General features: G+C 68.2%; 13 protein-coding genes. 4 read left to right on the top strand and 9 right to left on the bottom strand.

The window, feature by feature from the left end; all coding sequences use genetic code 11:
• Positions 1-14: 14 nt before the first annotated feature.
• The 5 genes from HUW62_RS07510 to HUW62_RS07490 form a co-directional block, all read right to left on the bottom strand.
• On the bottom strand, positions 15-278 hold the full coding sequence (locus HUW62_RS07510; protein ID WP_163864663.1) for an acyl carrier protein: 264 nt from the start codon (positions 276-278) through the stop codon (positions 15-17).
• A 93-nt stretch (positions 279-371) separates the two neighbouring features.
• Positions 372-3,839, bottom strand: a complete 3,468-nt coding sequence (locus tag HUW62_RS07505) for a methylmalonyl-CoA mutase family protein (RefSeq protein WP_163864664.1) — start codon at positions 3,837-3,839, stop codon at positions 372-374.
• Positions 3,840-3,914: 75 nt separating this feature from the next.
• Entirely contained in the window at positions 3,915-4,898 is a 984-nt protein-coding gene (gene meaB, locus HUW62_RS07500) for a methylmalonyl Co-A mutase-associated GTPase MeaB (protein ID WP_163864665.1), read from the bottom strand.
• A complete protein-coding gene (gene scpA / locus HUW62_RS07495; RefSeq protein WP_176434010.1) occupies positions 4,895-7,087 on the bottom strand; it encodes a methylmalonyl-CoA mutase in 2,193 nt (730 codons plus the stop codon). The genes meaB and scpA overlap by 4 nt, the downstream gene beginning before the upstream one ends.
• The gene (locus tag HUW62_RS07490) at positions 7,087-8,973 is read right to left on the bottom strand and encodes a methylmalonyl-CoA mutase subunit beta (RefSeq protein WP_176434009.1); all 1,887 of its coding nucleotides are present in this window, start codon (positions 8,971-8,973) and stop codon (positions 7,087-7,089) included. The genes scpA and HUW62_RS07490 overlap by 1 nt, the downstream gene beginning before the upstream one ends.
• Before the next feature lie 179 nt (positions 8,974-9,152).
• Here HUW62_RS07490 and HUW62_RS07485 point away from each other — a divergent pair, with 179 nt between their 5' ends.
• From HUW62_RS07485 to HUW62_RS07475, 3 genes are all read left to right on the top strand, one after another.
• Complete coding sequence (locus tag HUW62_RS07485; protein ID WP_176434008.1) at positions 9,153-10,025, top strand: helix-turn-helix domain-containing protein; 873 nt, start codon at positions 9,153-9,155, stop codon at positions 10,023-10,025.
• A 75-nt stretch (positions 10,026-10,100) separates the two neighbouring features.
• Complete coding sequence (locus tag HUW62_RS07480; RefSeq protein ID WP_176434007.1) at positions 10,101-11,204, top strand: ankyrin repeat domain-containing protein; 1,104 nt, start codon at positions 10,101-10,103, stop codon at positions 11,202-11,204.
• Between the two features lie 126 nt (positions 11,205-11,330).
• Entirely contained in the window at positions 11,331-11,861 is a 531-nt protein-coding gene (locus HUW62_RS07475) for a DUF2378 family protein (RefSeq protein ID WP_163864670.1), read from the top strand.
• 21 nt (positions 11,862-11,882) lie between these two features.
• Here HUW62_RS07475 and HUW62_RS07470 read toward each other — a convergent pair whose 3' ends face one another.
• Both HUW62_RS07470 and HUW62_RS07465 read right to left on the bottom strand, forming a co-directional pair.
• On the bottom strand, positions 11,883-15,443 hold the full coding sequence (locus HUW62_RS07470) for a M1 family aminopeptidase (RefSeq protein ID WP_255203301.1): 3,561 nt from the start codon (positions 15,441-15,443) through the stop codon (positions 11,883-11,885).
• A 55-nt stretch (positions 15,444-15,498) separates the two neighbouring features.
• Positions 15,499-16,380: an ABC transporter ATP-binding protein gene (locus HUW62_RS07465; RefSeq protein WP_163864672.1), complete on the bottom strand. Its 882-nt coding sequence runs from the start codon at positions 16,378-16,380 to the stop codon at positions 15,499-15,501.
• 114 nt (positions 16,381-16,494) lie between these two features.
• On the opposite strand from HUW62_RS07465, the gene HUW62_RS07460 reads away from it, so the two are divergent.
• Complete coding sequence (locus HUW62_RS07460; protein ID WP_255203300.1) at positions 16,495-17,661, top strand: cellulase family glycosylhydrolase; 1,167 nt, start codon at positions 16,495-16,497, stop codon at positions 17,659-17,661.
• Between the two features lie 66 nt (positions 17,662-17,727).
• Here HUW62_RS07460 and HUW62_RS07455 read toward each other — a convergent pair whose 3' ends face one another.
• Positions 17,728-18,285 (bottom strand): peptidoglycan-binding protein, encoded by a 558-nt coding sequence (locus tag HUW62_RS07455; RefSeq protein WP_176434005.1) that lies wholly within the window; start codon positions 18,283-18,285, stop codon positions 17,728-17,730.
• Between the two features lie 136 nt (positions 18,286-18,421).
• Positions 18,422-18,678, bottom strand: a 257-nt coding sequence (locus HUW62_RS07450) for a response regulator transcription factor (protein WP_176434004.1), incomplete at its 5' end; no start/stop codon positions are given.

The raw sequence follows: 18,678 nt of genomic DNA, 5'->3' as shown, positions 1-18,678 counted from the left end.
GCCGCGCGGTGACGCTACGACGGCTGGGTCTGGGCGCAGGCGTAGACCATGTCTGCGATTGCGGACAGCGTCGAGAGGTTCTCGACCCGCATCGCGTCGGCGGGCACGGTGATGCCGTACTGCTTTTCGATGAAGGTCATCATTCGGGCTGTCTCGAGCGAGTTCAGGATGCCCAGCTCGAGCAGCGGGGTGGAGGGCAGGAGGTCCTCCGCGTCACCTTCGAGAATCTCTTCGGCGATGTACCGCGTCAGACTGGCGAGGAGCTGGGGTTGATTCATGGCGTTCGACCCCCCAAGGGAATGGTGGGTCGACGCTAGGGCAAGTGCCATGAACGCACCAGCCCCTCGCTCACGTCCGTGGGCCCGGTGACACTACATGTTCCGCCGGTACTGCCCGCCCACCTCGTACAGTGCGCGGGAGAGCTGGCCAAGGGTGCAGACCTTACAGGCGTCCATCAGCGCGGAGAAGATGTTGCCATTGTCGAGCGCCGCCTGCTTCACGGCCTCCAGCGCCGCCGGAGCCGTGGCCGCGTTGCGCTTCCAGAAGGCGTCCCGCGCGGTGATGGAGTAGTCCTTCTCCTCCTTCGTCGCGCGAATCACTTCAGGCGGCGTCACCGTCGGAGAGCCCTTCGGGTCCAGGAACGTGTTCACCCCGATGATGGGAAGCGTCCCGTCGTGCTTCTGCATCTCGTAGTACAGCGACTCCTCTTGAATCTTGGACCGCTGGTACATGCGCTCCATCGCGCCCAGCACGCCGCCGCGCTCGGAGATGGCGCGGAACTCCGTGAGCACCGCCGCCTCCACCAGGTCCGTCAGCTCATCGATGATGAACGCGCCCTGGTTGGGGTTCTCGTTCTTGGAGAGCCCGAACTCCTTGTTGATGATGAGCTGGATGGCGAGCGCGCGCCGCACGCTCTCCTCCGTGGGCGTGGTGATGGCCTCGTCGTACGCGTTGGTGTGCAACGAGTTGCAGTTGTCGTTGAGCGCCAGCAACGCCTGGAGCGTGGTCCGGATGTCGTTGAAGGCAATCTCCTGCGCGTGCAGGGAACGGCCCGACGTCTGGATGTGGTACTTCAGCTTCTGCGAGCGGTCATTGCCGCCGTACTTGTCGCGGATGGCCTTGGCCCAGATGCGGCGCGCCACGCGGCCCAGCACCGCGTACTCCGGGTCCATTCCGTTCGAGAAGAAGAACGAGAGGTTGGGCGCGAAGTCGTCGATGTGCATCCCGCGCGACAGGTAGTACTCGACGAAGGTGAAGCCGTTGGCCAGCGTGAAGGCGAGCTGGGAGATGGGGTTCGCCCCTGCCTCCGCGATGTGGTAGCCGGAGATGGACACCGAGTAGAAGTTCCTCACCTTCTTGTCGGTGAAGTACTGCTGGATGTCGCCCATCACCCGCAGCGCGAACTCCGTGGAGAAGATGCAGGTGTTCTGCGCCTGGTCCTCCTTCAGGATGTCCGCCTGCACCGTGCCACGCACCTGCTGGAGCGTCGCCGCGCGGATCTTCTCGTAGACGTCACGAGGCAGCACCTCGTCACCCGAGACGCCGAGCAGCAGCAGGCCCAGTCCGTCACTCCCCTGCGGCAGGTCGCCCTGGTACCGGGGCCGGGGCACGCCACGCTCCTGGTAGAGCGCATCGATCTTCTGTTCGACCTCGTCGACCTTGTTGTTGGCGCGAATCCACTTCTCGCACTGCTGGTCCACCGCCGCGTTCAGGAAGAACCCGAGCAGCATCGGCGCGGGGCCGTTGATGGTCATCGACACCGACGTCGCGGGGTCCGCCAGGTCGAAGCCCGAATAGAGCTTCTTCGCGTCGTCCACGTTGGCGATGGACACGCCGGAGTTGCCCACCTTGCCGTAGATGTCCGGCCGGTGGTCCGGGTCCTCACCGTACAGCGTGACGGAGTCGAACGCCGTGGACAGGCGCTTCGCGGGGAGCCCACGAGACACGTAGTGGAATCGCTTGTTGGTGCGCTCCGGGCCACCTTCACCCGCGAACATGCGCGCCGGGTCCTCGCCCTCGCGCTTGAGTGGGAAGACGCCGGAGGTGAACGGGTACGCGCCCGGCGCGTTCTCCCTCAACAGCCAGATGAGGATGTCGCCCCAGTCCTCGTAGCGGGGCAGGGCGATCTTCGGGATGCGCAGGTGCGACAGCGACTCGGTGAACAGGTCCAGCTCGATGACCTTGTCGCGCACCTGGTACTGGTACTTGGACGCCGCGTAGCGCCGCTTCGTCGCGGGCCACTCCGTCAGCAGCCGACGGCAGTCGGGGTCCAGGCGGGACTCCAGGTCCTTGTAGAGCTCCACCAGCTCGCTCAGGTACGCGGGCTCGCCCTCGACGCGCTCGGTGACGTGCACCACGTCGGAGGTGTCCTTGGGCTCGACGATCTCCAGGCGCTTCTTGCCGACGTTCTGCCGCAGCGCCTCGATGGTGCCGTGGAGCTGATACATCCGCCGGGCCACCGCCGCCTGCGAGCGCGCGAACTTGTCGTACGCCTCGCACGTCTCGACAATCTCGGCGAGGTAACGGGTGCGCTCGGGCGGGATGATCCACTTCTTCTCGCTCATGCCCGGCGTCGCCTCCTGGTGCGACTGGAGCGGAGCGCCCGTCTTGCGGACCACCGTGTCGACGATGGCCCGGTAGAGCTGGTTCATCCCCGGGTCATTGAACTGCGAGGCGATGGTGCCGTACACGGGCACCGAGTCATCCGCCGTGGTGAACGCGTTGTGGTTGCGCTTCCACTGCTTGCGCACGTCGCGCAGCGCGTCCAGCGAGCCGCGCTTGTCGAACTTGTTGATGGCGATGACGTCCGCGAAGTCGAGCATGTCGATCTTCTCGAGCTGCGTCGCCGCGCCGTACTCGGCCGTCATCACGTACAGCGACACGTCCGAGTGCTCGATGATCTCCGTGTCGGACTGACCGATGCCGGAGGTCTCCACCACGATGAGGTCGAAGCCCGCGGCCTTGCACACCTCGATGGAGTCACCCACGTGCTTGGACAGCGCGAGGTTGCTCTGCCGCGTCGCCATGGAGCGCATGTACACGCGCGGGTTGTCGATGGCGTTCATCCGGATGCGGTCGCCCAGGAGCGCGCCGCCCGACTTGCGCTTCGACGGGTCCACGGAGAGCACCGCCAGCGTCTTGTCCGGGAAGTCCGTGAGGAAGCGGCGCACCAGCTCGTCCACGAGGCTGGACTTGCCTGCGCCACCGGTGCCGGTGATGCCCAGCACGGGCACGCGCGGCTGCTTCGCGCTCAGCTTTGTCATCGCGTCGCGCAGCGCATCTCCCGCGCTCGCGAAGTTCTCCGCGATGGTGATGAGCGAGGCGATCTTCATCGAGTCGCGCACCGGCATGGCCGCGACGGCGGGCCCGTAGTCCGCGGGGCGCTTCTCGAAGTCACACTCCTGGATGAGGTGGTCGATCATCCCCTGCAGGCCCATGGAGCGGCCGTCGTCCGGGGAGTAGATGCGCGTCACGCCGTAGGCATGCAGTTCATCGATTTCCGTGGGGAGGATGGTGCCGCCACCTCCGCCGAAGACCTTGATGTTCGCCCCGCGCTGCTTCAGCAGGTCGATCATGTACTTGAAGAACTCGACGTGGCCTCCCTGGTAGGAGGTGATGGCGATGCCCTGGACGTCCTCCTGGATGGCGCAGTCGACAATCTCGGAGACCGAGCGGTTGTGTCCCAGGTGGATGATTTCGGCGCCCGAGGACTGCATCAGCCGGCGCATGACATTGATGGCCGCGTCATGCCCGTCGAACAGGGAGGCGGCCGTCACGATTCGCACGTGGAATCGCGGCTTGTAGGGCCCGGGAACCGGGGTCAACTGAACGTTTCGCACGCCGCGTACAGTAGGAGCGCGGTGGATGTCGGGCAAGCGATTGAAGCGGGGCCCGCCGAGGCTCGACGCGGACTGTCAAGCCCTCGATTCTGGCAGGAATGCCCCCAGGACGCGCAGTGCGGCGGACGTCGCCGTGGCGCGGCCCTCGCGCACATCGTTCTCCAACTGGGGCACCAGGGCGGCCACCGTGGGGTTCGCATGCAGGGCCGCCCGCAGGCCGTCCTGCACCATGGACCACATCCAGCCCACCTGCTGCGCGTGCCGACGCTGCTCCATCGCTCCTGAAGCCACACGCTTCGCCAGCTGTGCCTCCAGCGAGGTCCAGAGCGCATCGATGCCCGTGCCCTCCATCGCGCTGCACGTCGTCACCACGGGCTCGTTGCCCGGGCGCATCAGGTGCAGTGCGGCGCGGTACTCGGCGCGGGCGCGCTCGGCCCGGGGCTTGTTGTCCCCGTCCGCCTTGTTGATGGCGAGCATGTCCGCCACTTCGAGGATGCCGCGCTTGATGCCCTGGAGCTCATCGCCCGCGCCCGCGAGCATCAGCACCAGATAGAAGTCCACCATGTCGGCGACCACCGTCTCCGACTGGCCCACGCCGACGGTCTCCACCAGCACCACGTCGAAGCCCGCGGCCTCGCACAGGAGCAGCGTCTCGCGCGTCTTGCGGGCCACTCCGCCCAGGGTGCCGCTGGAGGGACTGGGGCGGATATAGGCGGCCGTCTCGCGCGACAGCCGGGCCATGCGCGTCTTGTCGCCGAGGATGCTGCCACCGGAGATGCTGCTCGACGGGTCGATGGCGAGCACGGCGACGCGGTGCCCCGCGCCCACCAGGTGCATGCCCAGCGCGTCGATGAACGTGCTCTTGCCCACGCCGGGCACGCCACTGATGCCCACGCGTTTGCTGCCCCCCGTGTGAGGAAGCAGGCGCGTGAGCACCTCCTGGGCGAGCGACTGATGGCGCGGGTGACCGCTCTCCACCAGGGTGATGGCGCGAGCCAGCACGGCCCGGTCGCCCGAGCGGACGCCGTCCACATAGGCCTCCGCCGTCAGCAGCTTCACGCCTCCTCCTCCTGCGCCGCCGAGAGCTTCTCCAGCAGCTCCACCGCGGCCTTCGAGATGACGGTGCCAGGGCCGAAGATGGCGGCGGCGCCCGCGGCGCGCAGCTCGTCGTAGTCCTGCGCCGGGATGACGCCACCGACGACGACCATGATGTCCTCGCGGCCCAGGTCGGCCAGGGCGCGCTTGAGCTGCGGCACCAGCGTGAGGTGGCCCGCGGCCAGGGAGCTGGCGCCCACCACATGGACGTCGTTCTCCACGGCCTGGCGCGCGGACTCCTCGGGCGTCTGGAACAGCGGGCCGATGTCCACGTCGAAGCCCAGGTCCGCGAAGGCCGTGGCGATGACCTTCTGTCCCCGGTCATGCCCGTCCTGCCCCATCTTCGCGATGAGGATGCGGGGCCGACGGCCGAACCGCGCGAGGAACGTGTCCGCCGCGGCGCGCGCCTGGATGATGCCCTGGGAGTCCTTGCCTGCCTCGCTCGAATACACGCCGGACACGCTTCGCACCGTGGCCTCGTAGCGCCCGAAGACCTTCTCGAGCGAGTCGCTGATTTCCCCCACCGTGGCCTTCGCCCGAGCCGCGTCGATGGCCAGCGCCAGCAGATTTCCCTCGTTGCGTCGGCCCGCCTCCGTCAGCGCGTCCAGCCGTCGCCGCACCTCCTCCGCGTTGCGCTCCGCGCGCAGCTCCTTGAGCCGGGCGATCTGCGCCTCGCGCACCGCGGAGTTGTCCACCTTGAGGATCTCGATGGTGTCCGGACGCTCGGGCGGGTACTTGTTCACGCCGATGATGGCCTGACGGCCGGAGTCGATGCGCGCCTGCGTGCGGGCCGCCGCCTCCTCGATGCGCAGCTTGGGCAGGCCGGCTTCAATCGCCTTCGTCATGCCACCCAGCGCTTCGACCTCCTGGATGTGGCCCCAGGCCTTCTGCGCCAGCTCGTGGGTGAGCCGCTCCACGTAGTAGCTGCCGCCCCACGGGTCGATGACGCGCGTCGTCCCGCTCTCGAGCTGGAGGTAGAGCTGGGTGTTGCGGGCGATGCGCGCGCTGAAGTCGGTGGGCAGCGCGATGGCTTCGTCGAGCGAGTTGGTGTGCAGGCTCTGCGTGTGGCCCTGGGTGGCGGCCATGGCCTCGACGCAGGTGCGCACCACGTTGTTGTAGACGTCCTGCGCGGTGAGGCTCCAGCCGGAGGTCTGCGAGTGGGTGCGCAGCGCCAGGCTCTTGTCGCTCTTGGGGTTGAAGCCCTTGATGAGCTTGGCCCAGATCATCCGGGCCGCCCGCATCTTCGCCACCTCCATGAAGAAGTTCATGCCGATGGCCCAGAAGAACGACAGCCGGGGCGCGAAGGCATCCACTCCGAGGCCCGCGGCGAGGCCCGCGCGCACGTACTCGACGCCGTCCGCGAGCGTGTAGCCCAGCTCCAGGTCCTGCGTCGCTCCCGCCTCCTGCATGTGGTAGCCGCTGATGCTGATGCTGTTGAAGCGCGGCATCTTCTCGGCGGTGAAGCGGAAGATGTCGCCGATGATGCGCATCGACGGGCCCGGCGGGTAGATGTACGTGTTGCGGACCATGAACTCCTTGAGGATGTCGTTCTGGATGGTCCCGCTGAGCTGCTCGGGCTTGACGCCCTGTTCCTCGGCCGCCACCACGTAGAGCGCGAGGATGGGCAGCACCGCGCCGTTCATCGTCATCGACACGCTCATCTGGTCGAGCGGGATGCGGTCGAACAGGATGCGCATGTCCTTGATGGAGTCGATGGCCACGCCCGCCATGCCCACGTCGCCCGCGACGCGAGGATGGTCACTGTCGTAGCCCCGGTGCGTCGCGAGGTCGAACGCGATGGACAGGCCCTTCTGACCGGCCGCGAGGTTGCGTCGGTAGAAGGCGTTGGACGCCTCGGCGGTGGAGAAGCCCGCGTACTGGCGCACCGTCCACGGCTGCTGCACGTACATGGTGGAGTAGGGGCCGCGCACGAAGGGCGGCAGGCCCGGCAGCGAGCCCAGGTGCTCGACGTCCGCCAGGTCCTCGCGCGTGTACACGGGCTTGACGGGGATGCCCTCGGGCGTGTCCCAGCGTTCGGCGTCTCGCCGGCTGGTGGCGGCCTGGCTGCCTTGCTTGTCGAGCGCGGGCGTGGCCGCCTGCGTCTCGGGAGCGTCGAAGTCGATGCCGGAGAAGTTCGGGACGTGGGTGCGCATCAGGCCACTCCGAGCTGCGTCTGCAGCGAGGACAGGAGCGAGAACAGGTCCGCTCCCGCGTAGATGAAGAGGTCCACACCGGCCGCGCGGAACGCGGCCTCGTTGTCACCAGGGCGGCCCGCCACGGCGACCACTCGTGCGCCCCTGGCCTTGAGCTGGCTGGTCAGCGCGGGCACCCACTCCGGATACATCGCGTCCGGTCCGGAGATGACCGCGAGGGCCGCGCCGGACTCGACGAAGGCTGCCACGGCGGCGGCCGGGTCGGCGAAGCCGTGCTTCTCTCGCGACTCGATGCCTCCCGCGGCCAGCGCGTTGACGACCCACATGGACCGCGTCGTGTGCTCCGCCACCGCGCCCAGGCTCGCGAGGAACGCGGCGGGGCGCTGTCCCTTCGCCGCGAGCGTGCGATCACTCGCGTCGCGCAGCAGCTCGAAGGGCTCCGAGATGCGAGAGGGCTTGAGGGCCACGCTCTTGCCCGCCTCCGCGCTCGCCTCGACGCCGGAGGCCTTGCGAGCCTCGCGCTTCACGGGCGTCTCCCCCAGGAAGGGGAACTCACTGACGCCGACGATGGGCTGCTTGCGCGTGCGCACGGCCTTGTCCCGCGCCGCGCGCGTCTCCGTGAGCACGCGGGCGATGTCGCCCTGGACCAGCGCCTTCTCCATGCCGCCCAGTCCCTCGATTCGCTGCAGCTCCGTCCAGGCCGCGCGCGCGATTTCAGTGGTGAGCTGCTCCAGGTAGTAGCTGCCACCCGCCGGGTCCGCGACGCGGTTGAGGCTGGACTCGTCGCGCAGGATGAGCTGCGTGTTGCGCGCCAGCCTGCGCGCGCCCTCATCGGGGGCACCCAGCGGCTCGTCGAAGGGCGACGTGCTGACGCTGTCCGCGCCCGCGACGATGGCGGCGAAGGACTCGGCCGTGCCGCGCAGGATGTTCACCCACGGGTCGCGCTGCGTCTTCGTGGCGCTCGCGGTGCGCGCGTGCAGCCGCATGGCCTGCGCCTCGGGAGATCCGCCTGACGCGGCGACGACCTTGGCCCAGAGCAGCCGCGCGGCGCGCAGCTTCGCAATCTCAGGGAAGAACTGTCCGCCGACCGACAGCGCGAACTGCACCGAGCGCGCCGCGACCTCCGGCGACACGCCCGCGCGCTCCATCCCGCGCAGGTACTCGACGCCCGTGGCGATGGCCCACGCCAGCTCATGCACCGACGTGGCGCCCGCGTCCGAATACGCCCGCGTCGAGACGAGCAGCGCGCGCAGCTCCGGCGCGCGCCCGCTCAGTGAAATGACGAGCGGCGCGGCTTCGGTGAACGTCCCGTCGACTCCACCCGGCAGCGCGCCGGTGCGAGCGAGGATGCCCAGCGGGTCGATGCCCAGCGAGCCGCTCAGCGCCTTGTGCGAAACACCGGCCTTCGTGGCGACGCCCAGCAGCAGGGATGCCATGGAGACGGGCGCCGACTCGGACTCCAGGTGCACGGGAGTGCGGTCCAGGAGCACGGAGGACAAGAGCCGCTCCATCGTGGCCTCGTCCTTCACCGGGATGCCGCGAGCGGGGCCCAGGCACAGCCAGACGGCCAGCGTGCCGCGCTCCAGGTCGTTGCGGATGGCCTCGGCGGCGACGGCGAGGTCGGGCTCGGCGTACTCCTGGCACACCAGCCATCCACCCTCGGTATGGCCCAGGGCGTGAGTGCCTCGCACGTACGGCGCGACGCCCGGGGGCGGCGGCGCGGCGTCCTGGGAAGCGTAGAGGGGCTGGAGCGTCAGCCCGCCATCCAGCGGCGACTGAAGCGACGTGAAGGGCTTTCCCTTCAAGTCCTTGTCCACGAGTCGGCGCCACTCTTCGAGCGAGCGAGCCGGGAACTCGGTGGCGATGTGAAGAGGCACTTGCGACATGCTGTGTCCTCGCAGGGGAGTGGCACCGTGGGACGGGCCGTTCCCGTCCCATAGGCGCAAAAACGGGCCGCGGCAATGGCGAGGTGAGCCCGGTCCTTGTTGGCAGGCGCCTGAAGTCCCTTATTGGCGCCGGTGGCCATGCTAAGGCGTCAACAAGGCGTGTCTTCGGAGGGTGCCGCATGACCACGCAAAGCCCTCATGCTCGAGTGGTCCGGCAGGCCTCCGAGCAGGGCGGTTGGGAGCTGGTGGACGGCCCGCCCGACGCCCGACTGCGCGAGTACGTCCACAACTACTGCGGCTATCACGAGTCCACTCCTGGCCCGGTGCGTCGTCGCGAGCTCCCCGCACCACAAGTCGTGCTCATCATCGACTTCGGTCCGCCGCTGCGCATCGTCGACCCGCGAACGGGGCGCCCCCTCGGACGACATCCGGTTGGCTTCGTCGCGGGGCTGGATGACGGGTACTCCATCACCGAGACGTCCGGGGCGATGAACGGCATGCAGGTGAACTTCACGCCCGTGGGGGCGCGGCTGTTCTTCGGCATGCCCTTGCATCACCTCGCGCGGCAGGTCGTCGGACTGGAGTCGGTGCTCGGCGCGGAGGGGCCGCTGTTGACGGAGCGGCTCGTGGAGGCGCCGTCCTGGGAGGCCCGCTTCGCGCTGGTGGATCAGCTCCTCCTCTCCCGCATCCTCGCGGCTCGCGAGGTATCGCCCGTCATCACCTGGACGTGGCAGCGGCTGCGCGCCAGCGGTGGTCAGGTGGAGATTGGCGAGCTGGCCCGGGAGCTGGGCTTCAGCCAGAAGCACGTCATCGCGCGCTGTGGTCAGGAGCTGGGCCTGACGCCCAAGCTGCTCGCGCGACTCATCCGCTTCGACCGCGTCATCCAGGTGTTGAAGTCCGGCGTGGCGGCGAGCTGGGCCCGTCTCGCGTTGGAGCAGGGCTATTTCGACCAGGCCCACCTCATCCGCGACTTCCGGCAATTCACCGGAGGCCCTCCAGGAGAGTTCCTCCGACGGCAACTGCCCTCGCTGGGTGGAACGCGCGCGGACTGAGGCGCGAGCCGTGTCAGGGGTTGCATTCGCGCTCGGGTCACGCGATGGATTCGCGAAGCTCCGAGGCCTCGCACCATGACGGAACAGCAGTACGAACTGACCAGGCTCATTCGACAAGTCCAGAGCCATAGACACCTCGAGGACCATGTCCAGATCTACGAAGCGGACAGCTTCGATGAGCGCCTGGCCAAGGAGCGCGGGGAGAACGAGGTGACGCTCGGCAAGCTCCGTCAGCTCCTCGCTGGGGGCGTGAGCCTGGACTTCGTCGACCAGAACCACCACACGCCGGTGCTGCTCGCCGTCACCCAGAACAACGTGGAGCTCCTCCTGCTCTTGAAGGAGTACGGCGCCGACCTCCTCGCGCCATACCACTACGACACGCCGCTGCACCGCGCGGCGGAGTTTGGCGCGGACCGCGTGGTTCGCTTCCTCATCGAGCAGGGCGCGGACCCTCGCGGCCTGACGCCAGGAGGTCAGAGCGTGCTGGGCGCGGCCCGGACCTCGCGACACAGCCGAAAGGTTCCGGCCCTGCTGGTGGAGCTGCTGCTGCCGACGAAGTCCCAGCGCCCACCTCCGCCCAAGAAGCCCAAGGGCCTGTCGGAAGAGAAGGTCCTCCGGTATCTCGAAGGCGCCGCGCCGCCGGGCGTGAGCGCCGCTTCGTGGCAGAAGCTCCGCCGCATCATGGACGCGGTCTTCGTGGAGGCACACTGCGTCTCCCTCGACGCGTTCTTCGAGGGCATCGAGGAGCAGGCCGCGATGAACCCGGACCTCGTCTTCGCGGGCATCGGGCTCATCCAGGCGGCCGTCGCGGAAGCGCCCAAGGACAAGAAGGTGAAGAAGGTCTCCAAGTCGAGCTACATCCACCACGGCAACCTGGAGGTCGACGGCAAGCTGCCGGTGAACTCGCTGATGGTGACAGGCCACCTGACGGTGAGAGGCCCCGTCGACAACCTCCAGGGCCGCTCGCTCTTCGTCGGTGGAGACTTCACCTGCGAGACGCTCAAGTCCCAGGGCCCGGTCATCATCGGAGGCAACCTGGAGGCCACGCACGTCCAGGCTCAGTACAACGACTACGCACTGGAGGTCCGAGGGACGCTGCGCGCCGCGAAGCTCGTGGTGGAGGACAAGCACGTCGTCACGGCGGGGCGCTTCGAGGTCCAGGAGCGGGTGGACGCGTAGTCCCGCCCGCGGGCGCCGAGGGTGCGGGGCCTTGCTGCTATCAGACGAGGGTGGGGCGTCCGGCGTCCCGTCTTGGTTCACCGCGTCATGACCGGATGACGCAGCTCCCCTAGGGTGTCGTCCCACATGCCGACCGAGGTCAAAGTCCAGTCCACGTTGTTCGAGTCGCTGGTCCGCTGCGCGAATCCCGACGCGGCCATGCGCGCGGAGTTCCTCGCCGCCGGCTACGACGTGGACAAGCCCCGGGCCAGCTACCCCAGCGCCGTGTTCATCGCCTGCCAGGGGCTGGTGCTGCGCACGACGTACGGGGCACTCCCGTCGCAGCAGGCGCAGCGGGAACTGGGACGGGACTTGCTCCGGCAGTACTTCGAAACGCTGGTGGGCCGGGTGGTGGGCATGGCCCTCAAGGTGGCCGGCCCGGAGCGGGCGATGAAGCGCGTGGCGCTCAGCTTCAGCTCGGTGTTCGATCCGGTGGACATCCAGACCCAGCTGCTGGCGCCCCACGAGTATCGGGTGAAGTTCCGCGGGTACCCGTTCCCCGCGGAGGCCGCCGCTGGCACGTGCGAGGGCGCCCTCAAGCAGGCGGGCGCCTTGAGCGTCACGGTGAACGTCGAGCGGTATGAGAACGAGGGCTTCGACCTGCGCATTCGCTGGTGAAGCCCTCGTCAGACGTGTTGCTCAGGGCTGGGTGGGGCTCCCCATCGCGAGCGCCCCGGCCACCTTGGGCTCCGTCACGTTGTCCTGTGACTGGCGGTCGATGAGCTTGTTGAGGGGATCCACGCCGACCTCGGCTGGCTGCACCGGCACGGTGAAGGTGATCTCCGATTCCCCCTTGCCCACCTTGCGCTTCTCCAGGAACAGCGCCTCGCCGTTGCTGTCGAGCGCGCCCACGTCCATCCAGTCGGAGAACTCCAGCTCAGTCTGGTTGCCCGTGTCGTCGCTGCGGAACTTCTTCGCGAGCACCTTGAGCGTGACGTCCCAGGTGCCCTGGGCGTTCTGCCGCATCGTCGCGGACACCGCGCGGTTGTCGTAGAGGGTGATGGTCTCGAAGAGGTCCTCCAGGAGGTACTGATACTCCGGCGGCGTCTCCTCGCGCAGGAAGCCGAGCAGCTCCGTGGAGCCCGTGTACGGCGGCCCCTGGAAGCGGACCTTCTCCACGTAGCGCTTCATGGCGCGGTTGACGCGCTCCTCGCCGATGAAGTCCTGCAGCGCGTACATGGCGAGGCTGCCCTTCTGGTAGTGGATGTACTGCTGGTTCTCCACGCGGGACAGCGGCACTTCCTTCTTGCGCTCCAGCGCGCGGCCCATGAGGTAGCCGTCCAGCTCGAACTTGAGGAAGCGCTTCATCTTCGTCGCGCCGAAGCGGTGCTTCATCACCATCAGAGCGGTGTACTGGGACATCGTCTCCGACGTCATGGTGGCGCCCTGCGCGCGCGCGCCCACCACCTGGTGCGCCCACCACTGGTGGGCAATCTCGTGCGCGGTGACGTAGTACGGGTAGTCCACGTCATCAGCGGCGCCGTCCCGTACGCGGGCGATGAAGCCGATGGATTCCGAGTACGGAATCGTGTTGGGGAAGGACTGGGCGAAGGCCCCGTAGCGGGGGAACTCCAGGATGCGGGCCTGACGGTGCTGGTACGGCCCGAAGTTCTCGGTGCAGTAGTCCAGCGTCTCCTTCATCCCCCGCATCATCCTGTCGAGGTTATAGGTGTGCTTGGGGTGGTGGTAGATCTCCAGCGCCACGTTCTTCCACGTGTCCCGCGCCACCGCGTAGCGCGCGGACAGCACCGAGTAGAACTTGAGGATGGGCTGGTCCATCTTGTAGCGGAAGAAGCGACGGCCCCCCTCGGTCCACTCCTTCTCCAGGTAGCCGGGCGCGAGGGCGATCTGATCCGCCGAGGTGCTCACCGTGGCCTGGAAGCTGACGAAGTCCGAGTCCGAGGTGATGTAGTTGTTGGCCTTGGCCTTCGGGTCATCCCGGTCCGGCATGCGCTCCTTGGGCGCCAGGCCGTACTCCTTGCGGTCACCGTCCTCCACCAGCTCCGCGTCCTCCTGGTAGCCCAGCGTGGGGAGGTTGCCGCTGTTGAAGAACGTGCCGTTCTCGACGATGTCCGTGCGCGTGGAGCCATGCTTCAGGCCGCGCGGCGCGTACTCCAGGTCGAACACCAGGTCCGTCTCGGCGCCAGGAGCCAGCGGCGTGGGCAGCTCGAAGACGAACAGGCCGAGCGACTCGTCGCGCTTCGTCGGAGTGTCCACACCCGCGAGGGACAGCTTGCGCACGCGAGCGTCGCGAGGCAGCTCCATCAGCACCTGGGAGATGGGCTGGTCCGTCTTGTTGCGCACGCGGTAGGTGCCCAGGGTCTCCAGGCGTCGCTCTTCCGGGTGGATGTGGAAGGTGACGTCCACCGCGGTGACGCGCGGGTGGGGCAGGGCGGCGAAGGACCTGTAGTCCTTCTCGTAGCGGGCCAGCGCGCGCTCGGTGTCCTTCGCGGTGACGTACGGATTGAGGAAGCGCGTGTTGTAGGTGATGAACGCGCCGGTCCCCACGAACACGAGCGACGCGACAGTGGCGGTCACCGTCCAGGCCCGGGTGCGGCGGGCCCGCGCTTCCACGAGCCGCTCCTTCCAGGCCGTCCCGCGTCCCCGGACGACGATGAGCGCGCCCACGGCCACCATGAGCGTGGCCAGGCCGTACCAGTACAGGCGGTGCCAGGCGACAGCCGCCAGGAAGTGGCCATAGCCGTTCAGGTCCGAGTACGGCGCCGAGGGCTCCGCGCCATAGCGCACCAGCGGCTCCTCGATGCCCAAGAGCCCCAGCGCGGCCTGCGAGGCGAAGTACAGCACCATCACCAGGTACGCGACGTACTTCTGGTGGATGAGCACCTGCGCGAAGAAGGCCAGCACGCACAGGAGGATGTTGTGCGTGAAGTCCAGCAGGAGGATCTCCGTGAAGTACAGCCACCACTCGATGTCGAAGAAGCCCCGGCTCACCTGGGAGATGACCGTCGCGAGCGCGACGACGGCCTTGAGCGACAGCACCACCATCAGCAGCGCCCCGAACTTCGCGGAGTAGCCGACCCACGTCGGGGCCCGCGTCGCGTCGACGATGTCGCCCAGGCCCGCGTCCCGCTCCTTCCACACCAGCTCGCCCGCGTAGAACGTCAGGGTGATGAGCACGAAGGGATGGAAGGCGGACGTGGTCGTCTCCAGCGCCTGCCACGTCACGGGCAGGGTGGCGGTGCCGAAGAGCTGCTTGGAGATGAGCGACGCAATCGTCACGAAGGCCAGGCCCGCGACGACGAAGGACCAGTACACCGGCGAGCGAAGCACGTCGCGGAACGCCAGCCACGAGGAGGACAGCGCCGTGCGCACCCAACTGCCGAACGTGGGCTCGGCCCGCGTGGTGGGGATGGCCACGGGAGCAGAGGGCGTCTCCTCCTTCGCCGCGGGGCGCGCGCCGCTGTGCTCCTCCACGGTGGTCCGGAAGCGCGCCACGGTGAGGCCCAGCAGCAGGGCGGCCACGGCGCTCCACAAGAGCCGGTTGACGAGCAGCAGGCCGGCGAACGGAATCAGGTCCCGGTTGCGCTCCGCGGGCGTCCAGTACCGCGTCGTGTTCTCGATGCTGGTGAACCCGAACGGGTCCAACACCGAGCCGAGGTCCTGGTTGGACACGTCCGACATGGCGGAGCTGATGACCAGGTAACCCAGCACCAGCACCACCATGCCCACGTACACCGGGGCCATGCGGCGCGTGAGCGCGGCCAGCGAGAAGAACACCGTCCCCGCGAAGAACAGCGTGGGCCACACGCCGACCAGGTAGGGCCAGATGTACGCGAGCGTCTGGTGTGGCCCCAACTGCGTCGAATCGACCAGCCACACGACGCCCGCGCCCACGAGCAGGCCGGGGACGATGGCCAGCATCAGGCTGGCGCTGAAGAGGTACGCGCCCAGGAAGCGGCCGAGCAGGTACGGCGCCTTCTTCACGTTCTTCGTGAAGATGAGCATCCACGTGCCGTGGCCGAAGTCCTGGTGCGCGGCCTGGCCGAAGATGGCCGCGACCATGAAGAGGCCGAAGAGGGCGATGATGGTGATGAAGGCGAAGAGCGTGTGAGGGCTGTTGGCCAGCACGCGCTCGGAGCCGGAGCTGGCGGAGACGCTGCGGAAGACTCCGCCCGTGGCCAGCATCATCAGCAGGCCGGCGCCCGCCAGCACGGCGGCGTAGATCCAGGTCGAGAGCATCTTGACCCGGCGCCGCAATTCGAAAGTCACGAGAGCGCTGAACATGGGTCCTCGCTCACGCCTTCTTCGACGCGCGTGACAGCGCGTGGAAGTAGACGTCCTCCAGGTCGGGAGTCGCCGGCTCGAAGCCCGCCGGTGCGCTCTCCGCGTGGACGTGCACCAGCCGCTGGCCCGCCACGCGCCTGACGGCGATGACCTCCAGCTCCTTCGTCAGCGCGTCCAGCTCCTCCTGCTTCGTGACGAAGCGCTTCCACACGCGCCCCTGCAGCGCGTCCACCAGCCGGAGCGGGTGACCGCTCGTGACGACGTTGCCCTGGGCGAGGATGGCCATGTTCTGGCAGAGGTCCGCCACGTCCGAGACGATGTGCGTGGACAGGAGCACCACGACGTCCGCGCTGATCTCCGCCAGCAGGTTGTGGAAGCGGAAGCGCTCGGCCGGGTCCAGGCCCGCGGTGGGCTCGTCGACGATGAGCAGCTTGGGGTCTCCCAGCAGCGCCTGGGCGATGCCGAAGCGCTGCTTCATGCCGCCGGAGAAGCCGCCGAGGCGCCTGTCCCGGTGCTCCCAGAGGTTCGTCTTGGTGAGCAGCGCCTTCACGGCGTCATGGCGCGGGCCGCGCTGTGACAGGCCCTTGAGCTGCGCCAGGTGGTCCAACATGTCCCAGGCCGTCACCTTGGGGTACACGCCGAAGTCCTGGGGCAGGAAGCCCAGCACGTCGCGCAGCTTGTCCTTGTCGCGGCGCACGTCGATGCCGTCGAACGTCATCGTCCCGCCGTCAACGTCCTGCAGCGTGGCGATGCTGCGCATGAGCGTCGACTTTCCGGCACCGTTGGGGCCGAGCAGTCCGAACATGCCGCGCGGAATGGTGAGGGTGACGTCGTGCAACGCCCTCGTTCCATTGGGATACGTCTTGGACACGCCTTCGAGTCGGAGCTCCATGTCGGGCATCAACCTAGCCCATCCGTTACCATGCGCTCCATGTTCTCGCCGCGCTGGAGTCCCTGTCTCGCGCCCGTCCTCTTGGTGTGCGCGTGTGGTGAGGGAGAGCCCGTCATGCTGGAAGCCACGGCGGCCGACTGTGGGAGCGCCGAGCCCCTGCGCCTGGAGCGCCTGCCGGTGGGCAGCATGGTGCTCAACTCCTATTTCCTCCAGGAGGAGGCCGCGCGCGACGTGCGCCGCGGCCTGTCCGAGTCGCCTGTCCTCGAGGAGGTGCTGGCCAAGGCGGCGGCGCTCGGCGTCGTGGCGCTGCGGACCAATGGCCACAACGAAGCGCCGGAGAAGGTGGGCGACAGCACCATCCAGGTGGGTCCTCTCCAGTACGACGAGGTCGCCCTGCGAGGGCTGGACCGGGTGCTCGCCCGCGCGCGCGTGCATGGTGTCAGGCTGGTGCTCACGCTCGGCAACTACTGGGATGCCTACGGCGGTACGCGCCAGTACGTGACGTGGGCGGGGCTGCCGTCTCCCATCCAGGGCGACCCGCGCTTCTTCACCGAGCCCGTCGTCGTGGCGCTCTACAAGGAGCACATCGCGCGGATGTTGGAGCGGGTGAACACGGAGGATGGCATCCGCTATGGCGACCATCCGGCGGTGCTCGCGTGGGAGCTGCTCAACGAGCCGCGCGGCCGGGGCCTGGACGCGGAGGGCGCGCGCATGCGGGCGTGGGTGGATGAGGTGGCGCGCGAGGTGAAGTCCCGCGCGCCGGGCCACCAGGTGGGCACGGGCGAGGAAGGTTTCGAGCCGACCTCGGAGGGTTATGACGGCGCCTTCTGGGCTCGCGCGGGCACGACGATGCTGCGCACGCCGGGCTCCAGCTTCACGCGCAACACCGCGTCGCCGTACATCGACTTCGCGTCGGTGCACTTCTATCCAGAGTCGTGGGGCCTGGACGACGCGGACATGGCCGAGGCGGGAGCGCGGTGGATTCGCGAGCACGCGGCCATCGCCCGGGGGCTGGGCAAGCCGCTGTTCGTGGGCGAGCTGGGCCTGCGCAACGAAGGCGCCCTGGACTTGTCCCAGCGCCGCGCGCTGTATCGCGGCTGGCTGGAGTGCATGCGCAAGTCCGCCGTGGGCGCCGGCGCGCTGTGGATGTTCGCCAACGACGCGCGGCCGGACGCGTGGGACGAGCACACGTTCTTCTTCCGCGACGGCACGCAGCCAGAGGACCCGGCCAACCGCTATGCCGACCTGGTCGTGGAGGCCGCGGCCGCGGCGAAGCCCTGACGCACGAAGGCCCGGTCGGGAGTCGTGCTCCCACCGGGCCCGGCGTGTCATGCGTGTGGCGGGGACTCAGTATGCGACGTGCACGTGGTCTCCGTGGCCACCGATGGCGCCAATGGGCGAGCCGTTCTTGATGCCGCCCTTCGGGTCATAGAACATCTCGGTGGGCTTCGTGCCCGCCAGGCGCGTGTAGTACTCGGCCATCTTCGCCGGGCTGCCCGCCACGTCGATGGCGCGGCCCTTGTAGTGGTACGAGCCCGGCGTGTGCGTGCCGCCCGTCGTCGAGGTGATGGTCAGCCCCATCTGCCGGGCCAGGTTCGACGCGAAGTCGAGCTTCTGGCGGTTGGAGCCGTTCACCGGGAAGTTGCCGGGGACAGTGCCGGGGCCCTTGGCGCCGTCCGGCTTGCCGTCCCACATGTCCTGGTTGCGCGAGTTGAAGAGGGAGCGGCCCGTGTTGTTGCCCACGATTCCGTCCGCCTCCAGCCCGTGCTTGCGCTGGTACGCCGCCACCGCCGCCTTCGTCTTCGCACCGAAGATTCCGTCCGCCGTGCCCGGGTTGTAACCGGCCTTGGCCAGGGTCTTCTGCAGCCGCGTCACATCCGAACCGCGCGTACCGACCTGGAGCATGGAGGGCCTCTTTCTCTCTCGCCGAAGGCGGAAGGCTTCGTACAAGAGGGTTATCGGCGCTCATGTCCGTGAGTTGCGGCTTAAGTAGGACAAAACCCGGAATGTCGGTTTTTAGAGCCTGTTTGGAAAACTCGCGTCACACCGAAATGAGGCCCTTGCGGATGCCCTCGGTGACGGCCTCGACGCGGTTGGTCACCTCCAGCTTCCGGTAGATGTGCTCCAGGTGGGTGCGGATGGTGGCCTTGCTCAGGGTGAGGAGCCGGGCGGCCTCGCTGTTGGAGACGCCCTTGGCGATGAGCTGGAGGATTTCGCGCTCGCGGTCCGACAGCGGCTTGAGCGGGGGCTCCTCGGGAGAGGGGTTCGCGGCGGGCGTGGGCGCGGGCGGGGGCGAGG

The sequence above is a fragment of the Myxococcus sp. AM011 genome (genome assembly GCF_013372595.1).
Taxonomy (GTDB): Bacteria; Myxococcota; Myxococcia; order Myxococcales; family Myxococcaceae; genus Myxococcus; species Myxococcus eversor.
The sequence above is the reverse complement of the archived record's forward strand: the minus strand, read 5'-3'. Positions and strand labels throughout refer to the sequence as shown.